Here is an 18,384-nt window from a genome sequence, read left to right as displayed (position 1 = left end):
GGCCGCTGCGCCGCACGAACATGACGGGCATTGTGGTTCGCGTGCTCGTGGTCACGGTCGCGCTCACGGCTATTTTGCTGCTGGTCATGCTGGCCCTTGCCAGCGCGAACACCGAGTTCTTCGATCGCTATTATCAGTGGCTCTATGCCGCGAATCTCGCGGTGGCGGTCGTGCTGATCCTGATCGTGATCGGGCTGGTTGCAATCATCATCACCCGGGTCAGGCAGGGCAAATTCGGCACGCGGCTGCTCGCGAAACTCGCGTTTATCTTTGCGCTCGTGGGCGTGGTCCCGGGCGGGATTATCTACGTGGTGTCGTATCAGTTCGTGTCGCGCAGTATCGAATCATGGTTCGACGTGAACGTGGAAACCGCGCTCACGTCGGGGCTGAATCTTGGGCGCGGCATGCTCGATGCATCGCTGTCCGATCTGCAGAACAAAGGCCGCCTGATGGGCGACCAGCTTGCCAGCGCCGATCCAACCAGTCTCACGCTCACGCTGTTGCGCTTGCGCGATCAGTTCAACGTGCAGGATGCGACCATCGTTGAACCGGCGAGGGGCGGCTCCGGAACCGCGCCCGATGTGCGCGTGGTGGCGCAGGCATCGAGTAACTTCGCGGCGCTCGTGCCCGACGACTTGCCAACGCCGCTGCAATTGAATCAGGCGCGCGGCAGGCCGTATGGCGCTATTGAAGGCGAGGTCGATGGCGATGCAAGCCTGACCGGACCCAAGGGCGCGCTGAGGCTGAGGGTGATCGTCAAGATTCCCGATAGCTCGACGACTGAACTGCAGCCGGCGGAACGTTTCCTGCAAATCGAGCAGCCGGTCAGCACCGCGCTTGCTCGCAATGCCGACGCCGTGCAGCGCGCGTATCGCGAGTATCAGGAAAAGGCGCTGGGGCGGACTGGCTTGCGCAAGATGTATATCGGCACGCTGACGCTGGCGTTGTTCCTCGCGACTTTCATCGCCATGATGCTGGCGCTCGCGCTTGGCAATCAACTCGCGCGGCCGTTGTTCCTGCTCGCGCAAGGCACGAAGGAAGTGGCCGAGGGCGATTACACGCCCAAGCGCGAAGTGAAGTCGCGTGACGAACTCGGTTTCCTCACGCAGTCGTTCAACGCGATGACGCGGCAATTGTCGGAGGCGCGTGCGGCGGTTGAGAACAACCGGATCGCACTCGAACATTCGAAGGCGTATCTCGAAAGCATTCTTGCTAACCTGACCGCCGGCGTGTTCGTGTTCGACCGGCAGTTCCGCCTGACCACGGCAAATCGCGGCGCGGCGCGGATTTTCCGGCAGCCGTTCACTGCGTCGCTGAACTTGCCGCTTGAACAGATCGGTGTGCTGTCCGAGTTCGGCGCGATGGTGCGCAAGGCATTCGCGGATCGCGATGCAGCGGCAAGCGGCAGTGGTCGGCCGATTGGTGACCGCGGTCACTGGCAACAGCAACTGGCCGTTCCGGTGGCTGGCGAGACTGATCCGTTGACCTTGCTGGTACGCGGTACGCAGTTGTTGACGTTGACCGAAAGCGATACCGACGACGCCGAGACAACGGGCTACGTAGTCGTATTCGACGATATCTCCGACGTCATCTCCGCGCAGCGTTCAGTCGCGTGGGGCGAAGTGGCGCGGCGGCTCGCGCATGAGATCAAGAATCCGCTTACGCCGATCCAGTTATCGGCTGAACGGTTGCAAATGAAGCTCGCCGACAAGCTCGCTCCTGCCGACGCCGAAGTGCTCAAGCGCGGCGCGACGACCATCGTGAATCAGGTGCAGGCGATGAAGCAGATGGTCGACGACTTCCGCGAATACGCGCGCACACCGCCGGCTGTCCTGGGCAACCTGCAGCTCAACGATCTCGTGGCCGAAGTGCTGACGTTGTATGGCATTGAAGAAGGCAAGAGTCACATCACGGTGGAACTGACAAAATTGCCGGTGATTCGCGGCGATGCCACGCAGCTTCGGCAGGTTATCCACAATCTTTTACAGAACGCGCAGGATGCGGTGGCCGATGTGGCCGAACCTCGCGTGCTGCTTGAAACGAAGACAGTAGAATATGGCGACTCCGATGCGTCAGGTCATGCCCGCGTGGCGGTGCGGTTGACGGTATCGGATAACGGTTCTGGTTTTCCCGCGCGAATTCTCTCGCGCGCATTCGAGCCTTATGTGACAACCAAGGCGAAGGGCACGGGTCTGGGTCTTGCAACGGTAAAGAAGATCGTCGATGAGCATGGCGCGCGCATCGACATCCGCAATCGTTCGAAGACCCCTGACGTGATCGAAGGCGCGCAGATCTCGATTTTGTTCCTGCAACTCGCGGAAGATTCCGCCGAACCGGGCGCGACACCGCCCTTGGCGGCGGCGAGCCACGGAACGACAAAAGCATTAGTGCAGACAAGGGCAGCGTAAATGGCAACCATCCTGGTGGTAGACGACGAAATGGGTATCCGGGAATTGCTCTCGGAGATCCTGAGCGACGAAGGTCACGTGGTGGAGACGGCGGAGAATGCGCAGTATGCGCGAGAGTACCGGTTGCGGCAGGCGCCGGATCTCGTGCTGCTCGACATCTGGATGCCCGATACCGACGGCGTGACGCTGCTAAAAGAGTGGGCGGCGCAAGGCAAACTCACCATGCCGGTGATCATGATGTCGGGCCATGCGACTATCGATACGGCGGTTGAAGCCACGAAGATTGGTGCGCTCAACTTCCTCGAGAAGCCGATCGCTTTGCAGAAACTGCTCAAGGCGGTCGAGCAAGGTCTTGCGCGCGGCACGGCTGCCGCGCCCATCGCGAACACCGCCATGCGGCCGGCGTTGCCGCCGAGTGGTTCGACATTGCCGGCTTCCGCTGCGTTGCCGGTGGCTTCGTCGCTGAGTCTCGCTGGCGGAGATTCGGGCGCGCTAGGTGCCGCTGCGGGTCCGGCTGGTGCGACGGCGTCCATCTCTTTCGACATCCCGTTGCGCGATGCCCGCGATGCCTTCGAGCGCGCGTACTTCGAGTATCACCTGGCGCGTGAAAACGGCAGCATGACGCGGGTGGCGGAGAAGACCGGATTGGAGCGCACGCACTTGTATCGCAAGCTCAAGCAGCTCGGTGTGGATCTGGGCAAGAACAAGAGCGAGGCTTGACTGGCGGGGGAAGAGGAGGTGAACGAGGATCGTTACAGTGAAAAGTTGGCAAAAAGCACTTGAGCGACATAATCCCCTTTGATATACTTTCGTTCTTCGTGGCCCGGTAGCTCAGTTGGTAGAGCAGCGGATTGAAAATCCGCGTGTCGATGGTTCGATTCCGTCCCAGGCCACCACAGTTGCAAAAAATGCCCGGAAACCGTAAGGTTTCCGGGCATTTTCAATTGGGTTTCGTCGTTCGTGCTCCTTCTGGTTTTGGGTCAAGCCTTGGCCGAGAGCGAAGATCGGCCATCATGGTAAAATCCTTGGTTCTTCAAAGACTTGGCTAAGATAGGATCGGGATAAAACTGCGCGGCGAACCGCGCTGCGGCCGCTCCTGAACATTAGCCATATCGCGCACTTCATCTTCTCCATTGGAGTTTCACGGTGACTCGGACAGACGCTAAAGACAGCGCACTGGTGCTGTTTTCCGGCGGCCAGGATTCGGCCACATGCCTCGCCTGGGCGCTCGACCGTTTTACAACCGTCGAGACGCTCGGCTTTGACTATGGACAGCGGCATCGTGTGGAACTCGAATGCCGGGAGGGCTTCCGTGAATCGCTGAGACAGCAGTTTCCGCAGTGGGCCGAACGGCTCGGCGAAGACCACATGATCGACCTGTCCGTGCTCGGCGCGATCAGCGACACCGCCATGACGCGCGAGATCGAAATCGAAGCCACCGCGAACGGGTTGCCCAACACCTTCGTGCCCGGCCGCAATCTCATGTTCATGACGATCGCCGCTGCTATTGCGTACAGGCGCGGGTTGAAGGTGCTCGTCGGCGGCATGTGCGAAACAGATTTCTCGGGCTATCCCGATTGCCGCGACGACACCATGAAGGCGCTGCAAGTCGCCCTCAACCTCGGCATGGACAGCCGCTTCCTGCTCGAGACACCGCTCATGTGGCTCGATAAAGCCGACACTTGGCGCCTGGCCGAAGAGCTAGGCGGCGAGGCGCTGGTGGAACTGGTGCGCGTCGAGACGCACACGTGTTATGTCGGCGAGCGCGCCGAGTTGCATGAATGGGGTTTTGGCTGTGGCCAATGTCCGGCGTGCAAGCTGCGCAAGCGCGGCTACGAAGCCTACAAGTCGGGTGAGCAAGTCACTATCGAACCGGTCTGATCATGACGTACGCAGTAAAGGAAATTTTCTACACGTTGCAGGGCGAAGGCGCAAATGCCGGCCGCCCGGCTGTGTTTTGCCGCTTTACTGGCTGCAATCTCTGGTCTGGTCGCGAGGAAGATCGTGCGGACGCAGTCTGCCAGTTTTGCGACACGGATTTCGTCGGCACGGATGGCGAGAACGGCGGCAAATACAAAACGCCGGCAGACCTCGTCGCCATGATTTCATCGCAATGGCCGGAAGGTGAAGCGCACAAGTTCGTGGTCTGCACAGGCGGCGAGCCCATGTTGCAGATCGACCAGCCCTTCGTCGATGCCCTGCATGCAGCCGGCTTCGAAATGGCGATAGAAACGAATGGATCGCTGCCGGTGCTGGATAGCATCGACTGGATTTGCGTGAGCCCGAAAGCCGGTGCGCCGCTGGTCGTGACGAAGGGCAACGAGTTGAAGGTCGTCGTGCCGCAAGACAATCAGCCGCTGGCCGATTACGCCAAACTCGACTTCGAGTATTTCCTCGTGCAACCCATGGACGGCCCGTCGCGCGACATTAATACGAAGCTCGCTATCGACTGGTGCAAGCGGCATCCGCAATGGCGCCTGTCCATGCAGACGCACAAGTACCTGAACATCCCCTAACGCGAATCAAGCCCCTAGCTGAGCAGACGTGCAGACGATTACCCGAAAACTTGAATTCGATGCGGGCCACCGCATCCCCGATCACCGCAGCCAGTGCCGTAACCTGCACGGTCATCGGTATGTGCTGGAGATCACGCTGCAGGGTGAGCTCGTTGAAACGGAAGGCGCGCCGGATCGCGGCATGGTGATGGATTTCGCCGACGTCAAGGCGCTCGCCATGGAACATCTGGTCAACAAGTGGGACCACGCGTTTATCGTCTATGCACGCGACGAAGTCGTGCGCAGCTTTCTCGAGCAAATGGCCGACCACAAGACCGTCGTGCTTGACCGTATTCCGACCGTTGAAAATCTTGCTGCCGAAGCGTTCCGCATTCTCTCCGGCGTCTACAACGACCACTACGGCGTCGACTTGAAACTCAAGCGCGTACGTCTGTACGAAACGCCGAATTGCTGGGCGGACGTCGAAGGCGTCTGACGCTTCACACGTCTCCAAGGCGCGCTCCTGCCAGCGCTCTTTTGTCACGGTATGATCTTTGGACAAGCCGCACGTTTTGTTGCGGCGCATTCAGCGACATAGCCTATTGGAGCGAGACATGCCTGCCAGCCATCCCGCCGCGCCTGACCTGTCAGGGACCACGCGATGAGCACCTACACCAACCTCCTCAAACAGCGTTTCACCGAATCCGGCACCTTGTTCGGCCTGTGGTTATCGCTGGGCAGCGCGGACGTGGCCGAAGCCGTCGCGCACGCGGGTTTCGACTGGCTGTGTATCGACATGGAGCATTCGCCGAACGACAGCCATGACGTCGTCGCGCAACTTCGCGCGATTGCCGCTGCGCACTTGCCGACCGAACCGATCGTCCGCGTGCCGGCGCATGAAGGTTGGCTGGTCAAGCGCGTGCTCGACGCGGGAGCGCGCACCCTGATGTTCCCGAACGTGGAAACGGCGGAAGAGGCGGCACACGTCGTGCGGCTGACGCAGTATCCAGACGCCGATGCCCGCGATGGCCTGCGCGGCGCCGCTGGCGCAGTGCGCGCGGCGGCATACGGCGTCCGGCGCGATTACGTGAGTTCGGCGAACGCGCAGATATCGACGATCGTGCAGATTGAATCCGAGCAGGCGCTCGCGAACGTGGAAGCAATCGCGGCGACGCCGGGCGTCGATTGCCTGTTCATTGGACCGGCCGATCTGGCCGCGAGTCTCGGTCATCTCGGCGATACGAAACATCCCGACGTCCACGCGGCAATCACGAAAATTATCGATACCGCCAAACAAGCCGGCATCGCGAGCGGCATTTTTGCGCTCGATGTTGCGAGTGCACGCTCCTATGCGGAAGCGGGCGTGAAGGTCATCGCCTTATCGGCGGATGTGGGTTGGTTGTTAAAGGCGACGCGACAGGCGTTGCAGGAGGCAAGGGCATGAAACCCGGAATATTGGGCGCAGTATCGGTAGCGTTGGTGATGGCGTGCAGCGCGGCAAGCGCACAGACGGTCAAGGGCAGTGACAGGGCGACGCAAAACGCCGTCGCCGATTACAACGCGGGCAATTTCGGTGTCGCGCGCTCGGAGTTCCTGAGTGCGGCGAAGAACGGCAGCCGTCTAGCCGAATTCAATTACGCGATGATGCTGGTGAACGGCGAAGGCGGCGCGGCGGATGTGGAAGAAGGCAAGAAGTGGCTGCGCAAAGCCGCCGATGCCAACATGACGCAAGCGCAGTACGTGTACGGGAAAATGTACGACGATGGCGAGTTTGTCGCGCGTGATCCGGCGGAGGCGCATCGCTGGTTCTTGCGGGCGGCGAACCAGGGCCATGTTTTAGCGGAGCTTGCGCTGGCCAATCAGTTCCTCGATGGCCGCGGCACGCCTCGCGATAACGCCCAGGCGTTCGTCTGGTACAAGAAGGCGGCAGAAGGCGGCGACATGACCGCGCAATACGTGGCCGGATCGTTTTACGAACGCGGCGGCGATGGCGTGCAGAAGAACATCAACGTGGCACGCGCGTATTACGCGGCCGCGGCAGCGCAGGGCGATCCTGCGGCGAAGCTGAAGTTCCAGCAACTCAGCGCGGAACTCGCGCACGAACAGCCGCAATAAACAAAAGCCCGCGATGAAGCCAATCATCGTGGGCTTTGCTTTAACAACGCTTGCCGTAGAAAAACACTAGCCTTTCATCAGCCGCTTTTGTCGTGACACGCTCATGATGAGTCCGATCGCAACGCCAAGCGTTGTGAGCGCGGTTCCGCCGTAACTCATGAACGGTAGCGGCACGCCGACGACCGGCAAGATCCCGCTCACCATCCCGATATTCACGAACGCGTACGTAAAGAACGCCATGGTCAGCGATCCGGCCAGGAGGCGTCCGAACAACGTCGCCCCGGCTGCCGCGATAAACAGCCCTCGCGCGATCAACGCCATATAAAGGAACAGCAGCACCAGTCCGCCCGCGAGCCCGAACTCCTCCGAAAACACCGCGAAAATGAAGTCGGTGTGTTTTTCAGGAATGAACTCAAGGTGCGACTGCGTGCCCTTCAACCAGCCTTTTCCGAAGGTCCCGCCCGAGCCGATTGCAATGACAGCCTGAATGGTGTGGAAGCCCTTGCCGAGTGGATCGGACGTTGGATCGAGCAGCGTACAGATCCGATGCTTCTGGTAATCGTGCATCAGTGGCCAGTTCACTTCCGGCTGGCAAATGCGATCCTGGAACACGCCGATACTCGCAACCATCAGCACGACGGCCACCAGCACCGGCACGATCAGCTTGAAACTCAGGCCCGCGAAATAGATCACGAAGAGGCCCGCCGCGAACACCAGCACGGCGGTACCGAGGTCGGGCTGCTTGGCGATGATCGCGACCGGCAGCATCAGGATCAGGAAGCCGACCAGATAATCCCACCACCGGATACCGCCCTCACGCCGCTGGAAATACCACGCGAGCATCAGCGGCATCGCGATCTTCATGATCTCCGACGGCTGGATCACCACGCCCACGTTCAGCCAGCGTTTCGCGCCCTTGCGCGTCAACCCGAACGTGGCGACCGCGATCAGCAGCGCCATGCCGATGGTGTAAAGCGGCACGGCGAAACGCATCAGCGTGGGCGGCGGCACATTGGCGAGAATCCACATCAGGCCGAACGTCAGCATGATGTTGCGCAACTGGTCTTCTACGCGGCCGGGGACATCGAGACTCGCGCTGTACAGCGTCACGATACCCACGCACAGCAGCAGGAACACGATCAGCGCGAGCGGTTTATCGAAGCCCGCGAACATGCGCTTCGTACGGTCGAGCCAGACGCGCTTGTCGAAATGCAGCGCTTCCATGGAGATTCTCCTTTACTCGTCGATGCCGCCAGACGGCGTCAATGTCTGGATGGCGCTTTTGCCCGTGTTACGTGGGATCGCGGCGGTCGGCGGCGGTTCTTTCGGCGGCGATGGGGGCGTTGGCGGTGTTTTAGTGGCCGGCGCCTTGCGGACATCGGTGGGTCGGGTGGTTTCCTTCACGTTGACCACACCGGGCGCTTTCGATCCCGCTGGCGGGTGCGCGGTTTCCCGCGCTTCCGTGGCGATAGGCGTGACCGGCACGCGCGGCGCTTCCAGCGCGCGCAGCATGCTCGGCGCGACAGGAGCGGCCGACGCCGCCGAACCAGCCGATGCAGCCGATGCAGCCGGCGCGCTGGACGCCGCTGCGGCCCCGCTGCTTGCGGACGCAGCCGAATCGGACGCAGCCGCACTTGCCGCTGTCGCATTAGATGCAGCCACTGGCTTGAACGCTGGCGACGCACTGGTCACCGAAGCGCGCAGCGCTGCATCCACGGGGCTTTGCGCGCCCCCGATCACGGGTGCGTTCGCATCTTCCGTCGCCGATGCCGCCGCTGCCACGGCCGCTGCTTCCGCACCCGGCTTCATGCGGTCGACGAGATAATAATCCAGCACTTTTCGCGCGATCGGGCCTGCGGATTCCGCGCCCCAGCCGCCGTTTTCCACGATCAGCGCAACCGCGATAGTCGGATGATCCGCCGGCGCGAACGCAATAAACAGCGCGTGATCGCGCAAATGTTCGGCGATCGCGCTGTGTGAATAATTCGCGCCTTGCAGCGAATAAACCTGAGCCGTACCGGTTTTACCGGCCGCCACATAGGGCGCGCCGCGGAAGATCTTGGAGGCCGTTCCGTTGGTCACTACGCCTTCCATCGCCCGCTTGATGAAGTCGACGTCCACCTGCTTGACCGGAATCCTGTAACTCGGGTCGCGCACGGTGACGCGGACCGCCTTGTTGATCGGATTCTCGACTTCCTTGACCAGATGCGGCTTCATGACCACGCCATCGTTAGCGAGCGTCGCCGTGGCGTGCGCGAGTTGCAGGATCGTGAACGAGTTGTAACCCTGCCCAATACCCAGGCTGATCGTCTCGCCTTCATACCAGCGTTGTTGTTCGGGCTTCCGGTACGCCTTCTTTTTCCACTCGGTGGACGGAAGGATGCCGCGCGCTTCGCCGTTGATATCGATACCCGTGATCTGGCCGAATCCCCACGGCTTCATGAAGCCGGCCATCGCGTTCACGCCCAGATCGTGCGCGAGCATGTAGAAATACGTGTCGTTAGAGACCACGATCGCGCGGTTCATGTCGACCCAGCCCTGACCCGCGCGCACGTCGTTGCGGAACGTGTGGCCGCCGAACGTGTACGAACCCGGGTCCTGGAAACCCCAGCCGGTCGTGCGCTTGTGCAGCGTCAGCGCGGCGAGCGCCATGAAGGGCTTGTAGGTGGAACCCGGCGGATAGGTGCCGTGCAGCGGCCGGTTCAGCAGCGGGTGATCGGGCGAATTGTTGAGCGAATCCCAGGTCTGCTGGTCGATGCCATCGACGAACGAATTCGGGTCAAAACTGGGCGCCGATACGAACGCGAGCACGTCGCCCGTTGCCGGTTCGATAGCGACCAGCGCGCCGCGCTTGCCCGCGAACGCCTGCTCGGCGACCTGCTGCAAGCCGATATCCAGCGATAACACCAGGTTGTTACCCGGCGTGGCCTGCGTGCGGGAAAGCGTGCGCACGGGCCGTCCGCCCGCGGTGACTTCCACTTCCTCGAAGCCCGTCAGGCCATGCAACTCGGTTTCATAGCTCTGCTCCACACCAATCTTGCCGATGTAGTCCGTGCCCTTGTAGTTGTTCGCGTCCACGCGGGGATCGTAGTGATCGGTATCGGCGTCATTCTGGTCGCTCGCTTCGTCGATCCGTTCCTGATCGCGCTGCGAAATCCGCCCGATATAACCGATCACATGCGCCGCCGTCGGTCCCAGCGGATATTGCCGGAACAGCCGCGCACGCACTTCCACGCCCGGGAAGAGATATTTCTGGGCGGTGAAACGGGCGACTTCTTCGTCCGTCAGACGCGTTCGGATTGGCAGGCTTTCGAAATTCTTCGAGTCTTCGAGCAGCTTCTTGAAACGCCGCCGATCGCGTTGGTCGACAGGAATCACGGTTCCAATGCGGTCGATTTCATCGTCGAGCGTGGTGTTGATCTTCGATGGCGTGATTTCCAGCGTGTAAGCCGAATAATTCTTCGCCAGCACCACGCCGTTGCGGTCGGTGATGATGCCGCGGTTCGGCACGATGGGCGCGACCGAGATGCGGTTTTCATCGGCTTGCAGCGAGTATTTGCTGAAATGCCAGACCTGCAGGTACAGGAAGCGCACGCCGATCAGCCCGAAACAGACGAACACGAACAGGCCGGCGGCAGCCACACGCAGGCGAAACTTCGATAACTGTTGTTCGGCGTTCTGAAATTCGGTCATGCAATGTTCGCGGGGACCGCGTGTGTGGCGTCGGGTGTGCCGTAATCAGCGTGCAGCGGTTGCGGCAGACGCTCAACTAAACTTACTAAACTCAGATTGGCCGCGTGTCGTCCGGATCCGTGGCGCGGCGCTGCGGAATCAGAAGCAGGAAACTCGCGAGCGGCCACAAAATTGCCTCGACGAACCCATCGATCAGATACCCCCAGCCGGGAAACGCCGCGCCGGTCAGCAGGCGGATCACGAACGGCACGATTTGCGCACCGATCAGCAAAGGCGCGACCACGAACGTTTGCACGGGCAGAGACATCCACAATACGCGCCTGTGAATGGTGATGGCGCCATAGGACAACAGCGTATACGCGAGCGCGTGCTCACCGAGCAGACTGGCATTGTGAACGTCCATGAGCATGCCGAGCATGAACGCGATACCCATGCCCACGCGACGCGGCTGATGGACGTTCCAGAACAGCAGCACGACCGCCACGAAATCCGGGATGCCGAAGGTCCTGCCCCAGGGAATCAGGTTCAACAGGAACGCCACGGCCAGACTGAACGTGATGAAGTACGGATTGACCGGCTGCAGGATGTATTGCGGACGGTTCATGGTGCTGCTCCGGGCGCGGGTTTGGCGGCAGGTTCAGCTTTCCTGCTGTGCCCGGATTTCTCGGCTTTCTTCGCGCTGGCGGGTTCGGATTTCTTCTCCGCCACGGGCGGTTCGGATTTCTTCGCAGCGGGCGCACTTGCTGGGGCAGCCGCCGCAGGGGCGGCTGCGCTGGCGCCTTTCGCCGGCGCTGCCTTCTTGCCCTTGTTGTCCTTCGCTTCCTTGGCCGCAGCAGCTTCCTCTGCTTCTTCAGGATTCGGCGGCTGGTTGATCTCGTAATGCAGCACGAGCAGCTGGCGCGCACCGCGGACTGGGGCGATCGGCAGGCAGACGACGCGGGCGAACGCGGTATCCGCTTGTTTATCGACGCGAACCACTTTTGCCACCGGTAATCCCGGCGGATAAATGCCGTCCAGACCGCTGGTCACGAGTTCGTCGCCTGTTTGCACGTCGGCGCTGATGGGCACGAATCGCAGATCCAGCGTGTCGCCCTTCGGCGTGCCGTAGATCACGCTGCGCAATCCGGTCCGCACGATCTGCACGGGCACGGCCTGGTCTTTGTCGGAGAGCAGCGTGACTTCCGATTGCAGCGGGAACACACGCGTCACCTGCCCGATCACGCCGTCTTCGTTCACCACCGGTGCGCCGTCCTGGATGCCTTGCTGCGAACCCTTGCCGATCACGACTTTCTGCGTGAAAGGATCGCGGGTATCGTACTGGACTTCGACGGGCGTGGTTTGCGTGCTGGCGCGCGAGCCGAGCTGCAGCAGCGCACGAAGATGCGCGTTCTCAGCAGCGAGCTGGGTTGCATCGCCCGCTTTCACCGACAAATCGAGGTTCTTTGCTTTCAGCTTGGTGTTCTCATTGCGCAGGTTTGCGCTGGTGACGGCCAGATCGGCCGCACCCATGAAGATGTCGCGCGGTACGAGCGCGGCGCGCTGAAGCGGATACAAACCCGCTCCCAGCACGCCGCGCACGATCTCGAGCGTATTGAAACGCGCGTCGGAGATCAGCAGGGCGAGGGCAAGCACCACGAAGAAGATCAATCGCGCGAGAGCGGATGGACCTTGCTTAAAGAGTGGCGGCGGACTGTATTCCATGGTCGGCGCCGAGGGCGTGATCGGTTGGGTCGATGCTGCGGGTCCGCGTGGAGGCGCGGCCCTGCCCAGCGCTGTCCTGCGTGACCCGGACCAAGCCGGACCACGTGAACCATTGCGCAAGTCGCATACTTCGCGCACGTCGCCGTTGTTGCATTGAGCGAGTGCGTGCTGTTGGCGCCTTGATGAAAGGCGTCAAGGCTTACTCGTAGGAGAAGATGCTGCCGAGCTTGTCCATGCGTTCGAGCGCCATGCCCGAACCACGCACGACGCACGTCAGCGGATCTTCAGCGACGAGCACCGGCAAGCCGGTCTCTTCAGCCAGCAACCGGTCCAGGTCGCGCAGCAAAGCGCCACCGCCGGTCAGCATCATGCCGCGTTCGGCGATGTCAGCGCCCAGTTCCGGCGGCGTCTGTTCCAGCGCAATTTTCACCGACGAAACGATCTGGTTCAACGGATCGGTCAGTGCTTCGAGAATTTCATTGCTCGAAATGGTGAAGCTGCGCGGAATGCCTTCCGAAAGATTACGGCCCTTGACTTCCATCTCCTTGACTTCGGAGCCCGGGAAAGCCGAACCGATTTCCTTCTTGATGGCTTCAGCCGTCTGCTCACCGATCAACATGCCGTAATTGCGACGGATGTAATTGACGATCGCTTCGTCGAACTTGTCACCGCCCACGCGCACGGAGCCCTTGTACACGATACCGCCGAGCGAAATCACGCCCACTTCGGTCGTGCCGCCGCCGATGTCGACAACCATGGAGCCCGTTGCCTCGGACACCGGCAAGCCGGCGCCGATAGCCGCAGCCATGGGTTCTTCGATCAGGTACACCTGCGACGCACCCGCGCCATGTGCCGCTTCCTTGATTGCGCGGCGTTCGACCTGGGTCGAACCGCACGGCACGCAGATGATGATGCGCGGCGAAGGCGAAAACATACGCGATTCGTGCGCAGTCTTGATGAACTGCTTGATCATCTGTTCCGTGACGGTGAAGTCGGCGATAACGCCGTCCTTCATAGGCCGGATAGCTTCAATGTTGCCCGGCACCTTGCCGAGCATCTGCTTCGCTTCGCGGCCGACAGCCTGAATGGTTTTCTTACCATTGGGACCGCCTTCCTGGCGAATTGAAACCACCGATGGCTCGTCAAGAACGATGCCCTTGCCCCGCATGTAGATCAGCGTGTTGGCTGTGCCAAGATCAATCGCCAGATCGTTTGAAAAGTAGCTGCGCAAAAAACCGAACATTCAAAATCCTGTCTCGCTGGGAGCCGTGCCTCGCTTCGAGCGCCAAAGGACGGCAGCGGAAAAAAATGACAGCCTGCAGCGGGCCCCATTTTTTGGCCACGCAAATTGCAAGACTGCGGAGAAATCTACCGGAGGATGCAAGCGAACCAGGCGTGCACTTTTCTTAAAAATCTGTAACTAAGAACAGGCTGCTGGTAAGTCGATCCGGATTTGGGTCGAACGCGTAATGATACCTTATAATTTTGGGGTGTTCGAAGGAAAAGGACGGTACATTTTGCCACCGTCAAGCCTGCTTTTCAGGGCTCCTTTATCTCGAATTGCAGTCACTCTTGTAGTCGCTCTCGCAGTCGCGCCGTTTATCAGCGTGTAAGTCGAAAAAACCGGTGATCGAATGTCTCTGACCCTGACCGATGTAAAACGCATTGCGCACCTCGCGCGGCTCGAATTGCCCGAGCACGAGGCCGAACCCACGCTTGCGCGACTGAACGATTTCTTCGGTCTCGTCGAGCAAATGCAGGCCGTGGATACCACGGGTATCGAACCGCTTGCTCATCCGATCGAACAGATCGAGAAGGCCGAACTGCGTTTGCGAAACGATGCTGTTACTGAGCATGTAAATCGCGAAGAGTTCCAACGGCCTGCACCCGCCGTGCGCGACGGGCTGTATCTCGTGCCCAAGGTTATCGAATAAGTGTGGTGTTTTGAGGCAGCGCCTCTGCGCCATGCAATCGAGGCCATGCAATAACGCACGAAAACATAAGGCGCCCGTCACCAGGTTTCTGGAAGGCGGCGCCTATCAGGAAGAACGCAATGCATCAGAAAAGCTTGACCGAACTGCGCGCGGCACTCGATGCCAAGACCCTCTCCGCCGTCGAACTTGCGCAGCTCTTTTTGCAGCGCATCGATGCAGCCAAGAATCTCAACGCGTTTATCAGTGTCGACCACGAGCTCACGCTCGAGCAGGCGAAAGCGGCGGATGCGCTGATCGCCAAGGGCGAAGCAGGCGTGCTGACCGGCCTGCCGATCGCCCATAAAGACGTGTTTGTCACGCGCGGATGGACCTCCACCGCCGGCTCGAAAATGCTCGCCAACTACGCGAGCCCGTTCGACGCCACCGTTGTCGAACGCCTCAAGAATGCAGGCGTCGTGACGCTCGGCAAGACGAATATGGACGAATTCGCGATGGGCTCGTCGAATGAGAATTCGTACTTCGGCCCGGTCAAGAATCCGTGGGATTTGAAGGCCGTTCCGGGCGGCTCGTCGGGCGGCTCGGCCGCCGCCGTCGCCGCGCGCCTCGCGCCCGCAGCCACTGGCACCGATACCGGCGGTTCGATTCGCCAGCCCGCGTCGTTCACCGGCATTACCGGAATCAAGCCAACGTACGGACGCGTTTCGCGTTACGGCATGATCGCGTTCGCGTCATCGCTGGATCAGGGCGGACCCATGGCCCGCAGCGCCTCGGATTGCGCGCTGTTGCTCAACGCCATTGCATCGTTCGATCCGCGCGACTCGACCAGCCTTCAGCGCGAAGACGAAGACTACACACGCTACATCGGTCAGAACTGGAGCGGCACGGACAAGGCCAAGCCGCTTGCCGGCTTGCGCATCGGCTTGCCGAAAGAGTTCTTCGGCGAGGGCCTGAGCGCAGAAGTGCGAAGCGCAATCGACGCGGCTCTCAAGCAATACGAAGCACTGGGCGCGACGCTGGTTGAAGTCACGTTGCCGAAGACCGAGCTGTCCATTCCGGTGTATTACATCATCGCGCCGGCGGAAGCTTCGTCGAACCTGTCGCGTTTCGATGGCGTGCGCTACGGGCATCGCGCGGCTGAATACACCGACCTTCTCGATATGTACAAGAAGTCGCGTGCCGAAGGTTTCGGGCCGGAGGTGAAGCGCCGGATTCTCGTGGGCGCGTACGTGTTGTCGCACGGTTATTACGACGCGTATTACCTGCAGGCGCAGAAAATCCGCCGCATCATCGCGCAGGATTTCCAGGAAGCCTTCAATCACTGCGATGTGATCATGGGACCGGTGGCGCCATCGGTGGCGTGGAATCTTGGCGAAAAAGCCGATGACCCCGTCCAGATGTATCTCGCCGATATCTACACGCTGTCGATCAGCCTTGCCGGCTTGCCAGGCATGAGCGTGCCTTGCGGTTTCGGCGCGGCGGGCAGCGGCCATGCCAAGCGGCCGGTCGGCTTGCAGATCATTGGCAACTATTTCAACGAAGCCCGGTTGCTCCAGGTCGCCGACGCATTTCAGCGCGCAACCGACTGGCACGTGCAATCACCGGCAGGAGTATGAGCATGGCTACGCAATGGGAAGTAGTTATAGGACTAGAGACGCACGCGCAGTTGTCGACCGTCTCCAAGATTTTTTCAGGCGCGGCCACGCAATTCGGCGCTAAGCCGAACACACAGGCTTGCCCTGTGGATCTGGCGTTGCCGGGTTCGTTGCCCGTGATGAACCGCGGCGCCGTGGAGCGCGCGATTCGCCTGGGGTTGGCAATCGGCTCGACTATTTCGCCGCGCAGCATTTTCGCGCGCAAGAATTATTTCTATCCCGATCTGCCGAAGGGTTATCAGATCAGCCAGTTCGAGATTCCGGTCGTCCAGGGCGGCAGCCTCACGATTCAGGTTCCGGCCAACGAGAAAACCGGCAAGCCCGCGTATGAAAAGACCGTGAACCTGACGCGCGCGCATCTGGAAGAAGACGCCGGCAAGTCGCTGCACGAAGACTTCGCGGGCATGACGGGTATCGACTTGAATCGGGCCGGCACGCCGCTGCTCGAGATCGTGACGGAACCTGAAATGCGCAGTGCCGCCGAAGCCGTGGCCTACGCGAAAAGCCTGCACAGTCTCGTGCAATGGCTCGGAATCTGCGACGGCAATATGCAGGAAGGCTCGTTCCGTTGCGACGCGAACGTCTCCGTGCGCCCGGTCGGACAAGAGGCATTCGGCACGCGCGCCGAGATCAAGAACCTGAACTCGTTCCGCTTCCTCGAAGAAGCCATTCAGTACGAAGTGCGGCGGCAAATCGAGTTGATCGAAGACGGCGGGACGGTGGTGCAGGAAACGCGTCTCTACGATCCCGACAAGCGCGAAACGCGGTCCATGCGCAGCAAGGAAGACGCGCACGATTACCGCTATTTCCCCGATCCCGACCTGATGCCTTTAGTCATCGATGAAGCGTGGATCGCGCGGGTTCGCAGCGAGTTGCCCGAATTGCCCGAAGCCATGCAAACGCGTTTCGTCAAGCAATACGGTTTGACGCCGTATGACGCGGCGGGGCTGACGTCATCGAAGGGAATGTCGGCGTATTTCGAAGGCGTCGTTGGCGTGGTGGGTGCAGCGCATGCGAAGCTCGCGGCCAACTGGCTGATGGGCGAAGTATCGTCGCAACTGAATCGCGATTCGCTGGAAATTGCGGACTCGCCGGTTTCTCCCGCGCAACTCGGGCTGGTGATTCAGCGCGTGGCTGACGGCACGATATCGAACAAGATCGCCAAGGATATTTTCCAGGCGATGTGGGAAGAGAAAGCCACCGACGACAACGCCGCCGACCGGATTATCGAAGCGAAGGGTTTGAAGCAGATCTCGGATACCGGCGCGTTGGACGCGATCATCGACGAAGTGATGGCCGCGAACCAGAAGTCTGTTGATGAATACCGTTCGGGCAAGGAGAAAGCGTTTAACGCGCTGATCGGCCAGGCGATGAAAGCAACCAAGGGCAAGGCGAATCCGCAGCAGGTCAACGAGCTTTTGAAGAAGAAACTATCCTCTTGAGCTGACGGCTGATGTAAAACGCGGGTTGCTGCCGGGTTCGTCTGGCAGCAACCCTTTATTTTATGAAACGTGACCAACCGGGAACGCACGCGTGGCTAAAAAACCTGAACTGGATGAATATCGCGTGCCGTATTTCGACGGCAAGAAGATCAAGCCGTTTGACCTGGCATCGATCGATACCGCGTCGAAGCCGTTTTCGGCTGGCGGAAAAGACGCGGATCGCGAGCGTCTCAGCGAGTTGAGCACGACTCTCGACGGGCTGCAGGAGAAGCTGCACGCGCAACGTTCGCATCGCATTCTGCTCATTCTTCAAGGCATGGATACGAGCGGCAAGGACGGCACGGTTCGAGGCGTATTCCACGAAGTCGATCCGCTCGGTTTGCGCGTCGTGCCATTCAAGGCGCCATCCGAAACAGAAGCCGCGCACGACTTTCTCTGGCGCGTTCATTCGCAAGTCCCGGCGGTCGGCGAGTTCGCCATTTTTAATCGAAGCCAGTATGAAGACGTGCTGGTGCCGCGCGTGCTGAAACAGATCGACCAGGAAGCGTGGGAAGGCCGATACCGCCAGATTCGCGACTTTGAATCGATGCTTGCCGAGAACGGCACGACTATCGTGAAGTGCTTTTTGCATATATCGAAGGACGAGCAGAAAGTGCGTTTGCAGGCGCGTATCGATAATCCCGAGAAGCACTGGAAGTTCGATCCATCGGATCTCGATGCCCGCAAACAGTGGGACGAGTATTGCAAGGCTTATGAAGACGCGCTTGGGGCGACATCGACGGATATTGCGCCTTGGTACGTGATTCCCGCCGATTCAAAGACGCATCGCAACGTCATGGTTGCAGAGTTGATGGTGCGCACGCTGCAGGATTTGAAACTCGAATATCCGCCGGCGAAAGAGTCGCTGAAAGGGATCAAGGTCGAGTAGTTCACCAACATACAAG

Annotated in this window: 17 protein-coding genes and 1 tRNA gene; 13 read left to right on the top strand and 5 right to left on the bottom strand. The window is 60.4% G+C overall.

Annotated elements, in window-relative coordinates:
* Nucleotides 1–20 precede the first annotated feature (20 nt).
* The 8 genes from ACMX25_RS00570 to ACMX25_RS00535 all read left to right on the top strand — a co-directional run bounded on the left by ACMX25_RS00570 (nt 21) and on the right by ACMX25_RS00535 (nt 7,018).
* A complete protein-coding gene (locus ACMX25_RS00570; protein ID WP_414947927.1) occupies nt 21–2,408 on the top strand; it encodes an ATP-binding protein in 2,388 nt (795 codons plus the stop codon).
* The gene (gene esaR / locus ACMX25_RS00565) at nt 2,409–3,128 is read left to right on the top strand and encodes a response regulator transcription factor EsaR (protein ID WP_414947634.1); all 720 of its coding nucleotides are present in this window, start codon (nt 2,409–2,411) and stop codon (nt 3,126–3,128) included.
* A 100-nt stretch (nt 3,129–3,228) separates the two neighbouring features.
* Nucleotides 3,229–3,304, top strand: a tRNA-Phe gene (locus ACMX25_RS00560).
* 250 nt (nt 3,305–3,554) lie between these two features.
* Entirely contained in the window at nt 3,555–4,289 is a 735-nt protein-coding gene (gene queC, locus ACMX25_RS00555) for a 7-cyano-7-deazaguanine synthase QueC (protein WP_414947633.1), read from the top strand.
* A gap of 2 nt (nt 4,290–4,291) precedes the next feature.
* Nucleotides 4,292–4,924, top strand: a complete 633-nt coding sequence (gene queE / locus ACMX25_RS00550) for a 7-carboxy-7-deazaguanine synthase (RefSeq protein ID WP_414947632.1) — start codon at nt 4,292–4,294, stop codon at nt 4,922–4,924.
* 28 nt (nt 4,925–4,952) lie between these two features.
* Nucleotides 4,953–5,399 carry a 6-carboxytetrahydropterin synthase QueD gene (gene queD, locus ACMX25_RS00545; protein WP_062082379.1) on the top strand — a complete coding sequence of 149 codons (447 nt, stop codon included), beginning with the start codon at nt 4,953–4,955 and terminating at the stop codon, nt 5,397–5,399.
* Nucleotides 5,400–5,564: 165 nt separating this feature from the next.
* Complete coding sequence (locus tag ACMX25_RS00540; RefSeq protein WP_414947631.1) at nt 5,565–6,347, top strand: HpcH/HpaI aldolase family protein; 783 nt, start codon at nt 5,565–5,567, stop codon at nt 6,345–6,347.
* Nucleotides 6,344–7,018, top strand: coding sequence for a tetratricopeptide repeat protein (locus ACMX25_RS00535; protein ID WP_414947630.1), 675 nt, complete (start codon nt 6,344–6,346; stop codon nt 7,016–7,018). Before ACMX25_RS00540 ends, ACMX25_RS00535 begins: the two co-directional genes overlap by 4 nt.
* Nucleotides 7,019–7,084: 66 nt before the next feature.
* Here the strand turns inward: ACMX25_RS00535 and rodA are convergent, their stop codons facing one another.
* The 4 genes from rodA to mreC form a co-directional block, all read right to left on the bottom strand.
* Nucleotides 7,085–8,233, bottom strand: a complete 1,149-nt coding sequence (gene rodA / locus ACMX25_RS00530) for a rod shape-determining protein RodA (protein WP_414947926.1) — start codon at nt 8,231–8,233, stop codon at nt 7,085–7,087.
* Between the two features lie 21 nt (nt 8,234–8,254).
* Nucleotides 8,255–10,711, bottom strand: coding sequence for a penicillin-binding protein 2 (mrdA, locus tag ACMX25_RS00525; protein WP_414947629.1), 2,457 nt, complete (start codon nt 10,709–10,711; stop codon nt 8,255–8,257).
* 91 nt (nt 10,712–10,802) lie between these two features.
* Nucleotides 10,803–11,315: a rod shape-determining protein MreD gene (mreD, locus tag ACMX25_RS00520; protein ID WP_414947628.1), complete on the bottom strand. Its 513-nt coding sequence runs from the start codon at nt 11,313–11,315 to the stop codon at nt 10,803–10,805.
* Complete coding sequence (gene mreC, locus ACMX25_RS00515; RefSeq protein WP_414947627.1) at nt 11,312–12,412, bottom strand: rod shape-determining protein MreC; 1,101 nt, start codon at nt 12,410–12,412, stop codon at nt 11,312–11,314. The genes mreD and mreC overlap by 4 nt, the downstream gene beginning before the upstream one ends.
* Between mreC and ACMX25_RS00510 the strand changes: the two genes are divergently transcribed.
* A complete protein-coding gene (locus tag ACMX25_RS00510; RefSeq protein WP_414947626.1) occupies nt 12,411–12,569 on the top strand; it encodes a hypothetical protein in 159 nt (52 codons plus the stop codon). The genes mreC and ACMX25_RS00510 overlap by 2 nt on opposite strands.
* Nucleotides 12,570–12,611: 42 nt before the next feature.
* Here the strand turns inward: ACMX25_RS00510 and ACMX25_RS00505 are convergent, their stop codons facing one another.
* Nucleotides 12,612–13,655, bottom strand: a complete 1,044-nt coding sequence (locus tag ACMX25_RS00505) for a rod shape-determining protein (protein WP_017772379.1) — start codon at nt 13,653–13,655, stop codon at nt 12,612–12,614.
* A gap of 391 nt (nt 13,656–14,046) precedes the next feature.
* On the opposite strand from ACMX25_RS00505, the gene gatC reads away from it, so the two are divergent.
* The 4 genes from gatC (at nt 14,047) to ACMX25_RS00485 (ending at nt 18,368) form a co-directional block, all read left to right on the top strand.
* Entirely contained in the window at nt 14,047–14,346 is a 300-nt protein-coding gene (gatC, locus tag ACMX25_RS00500; protein WP_165085397.1) for an Asp-tRNA(Asn)/Glu-tRNA(Gln) amidotransferase subunit GatC, read from the top strand.
* A gap of 119 nt (nt 14,347–14,465) precedes the next feature.
* Complete coding sequence (gene gatA, locus ACMX25_RS00495) at nt 14,466–15,959, top strand: Asp-tRNA(Asn)/Glu-tRNA(Gln) amidotransferase subunit GatA (RefSeq protein WP_414947625.1); 1,494 nt, start codon at nt 14,466–14,468, stop codon at nt 15,957–15,959.
* A 2-nt stretch (nt 15,960–15,961) separates the two neighbouring features.
* Nucleotides 15,962–17,440: an Asp-tRNA(Asn)/Glu-tRNA(Gln) amidotransferase subunit GatB gene (gene gatB / locus ACMX25_RS00490; protein ID WP_414947624.1), complete on the top strand. Its 1,479-nt coding sequence runs from the start codon at nt 15,962–15,964 to the stop codon at nt 17,438–17,440.
* A gap of 91 nt (nt 17,441–17,531) precedes the next feature.
* Nucleotides 17,532–18,368 carry a polyphosphate kinase 2 family protein gene (locus tag ACMX25_RS00485; RefSeq protein ID WP_414947623.1) on the top strand — a complete coding sequence of 279 codons (837 nt, stop codon included), beginning with the start codon at nt 17,532–17,534 and terminating at the stop codon, nt 18,366–18,368.
* Nucleotides 18,369–18,384 lie beyond the last annotated feature (16 nt).

The organism is Caballeronia eucalypticola (assembly GCF_047608185.1).
In the GTDB taxonomy this organism is placed as follows: Bacteria; Pseudomonadota; Gammaproteobacteria; order Burkholderiales; family Burkholderiaceae; genus Caballeronia.
The sequence above is the reverse complement of the archived record's forward strand: the minus strand, read 5'-3'. Positions and strand labels throughout refer to the sequence as shown.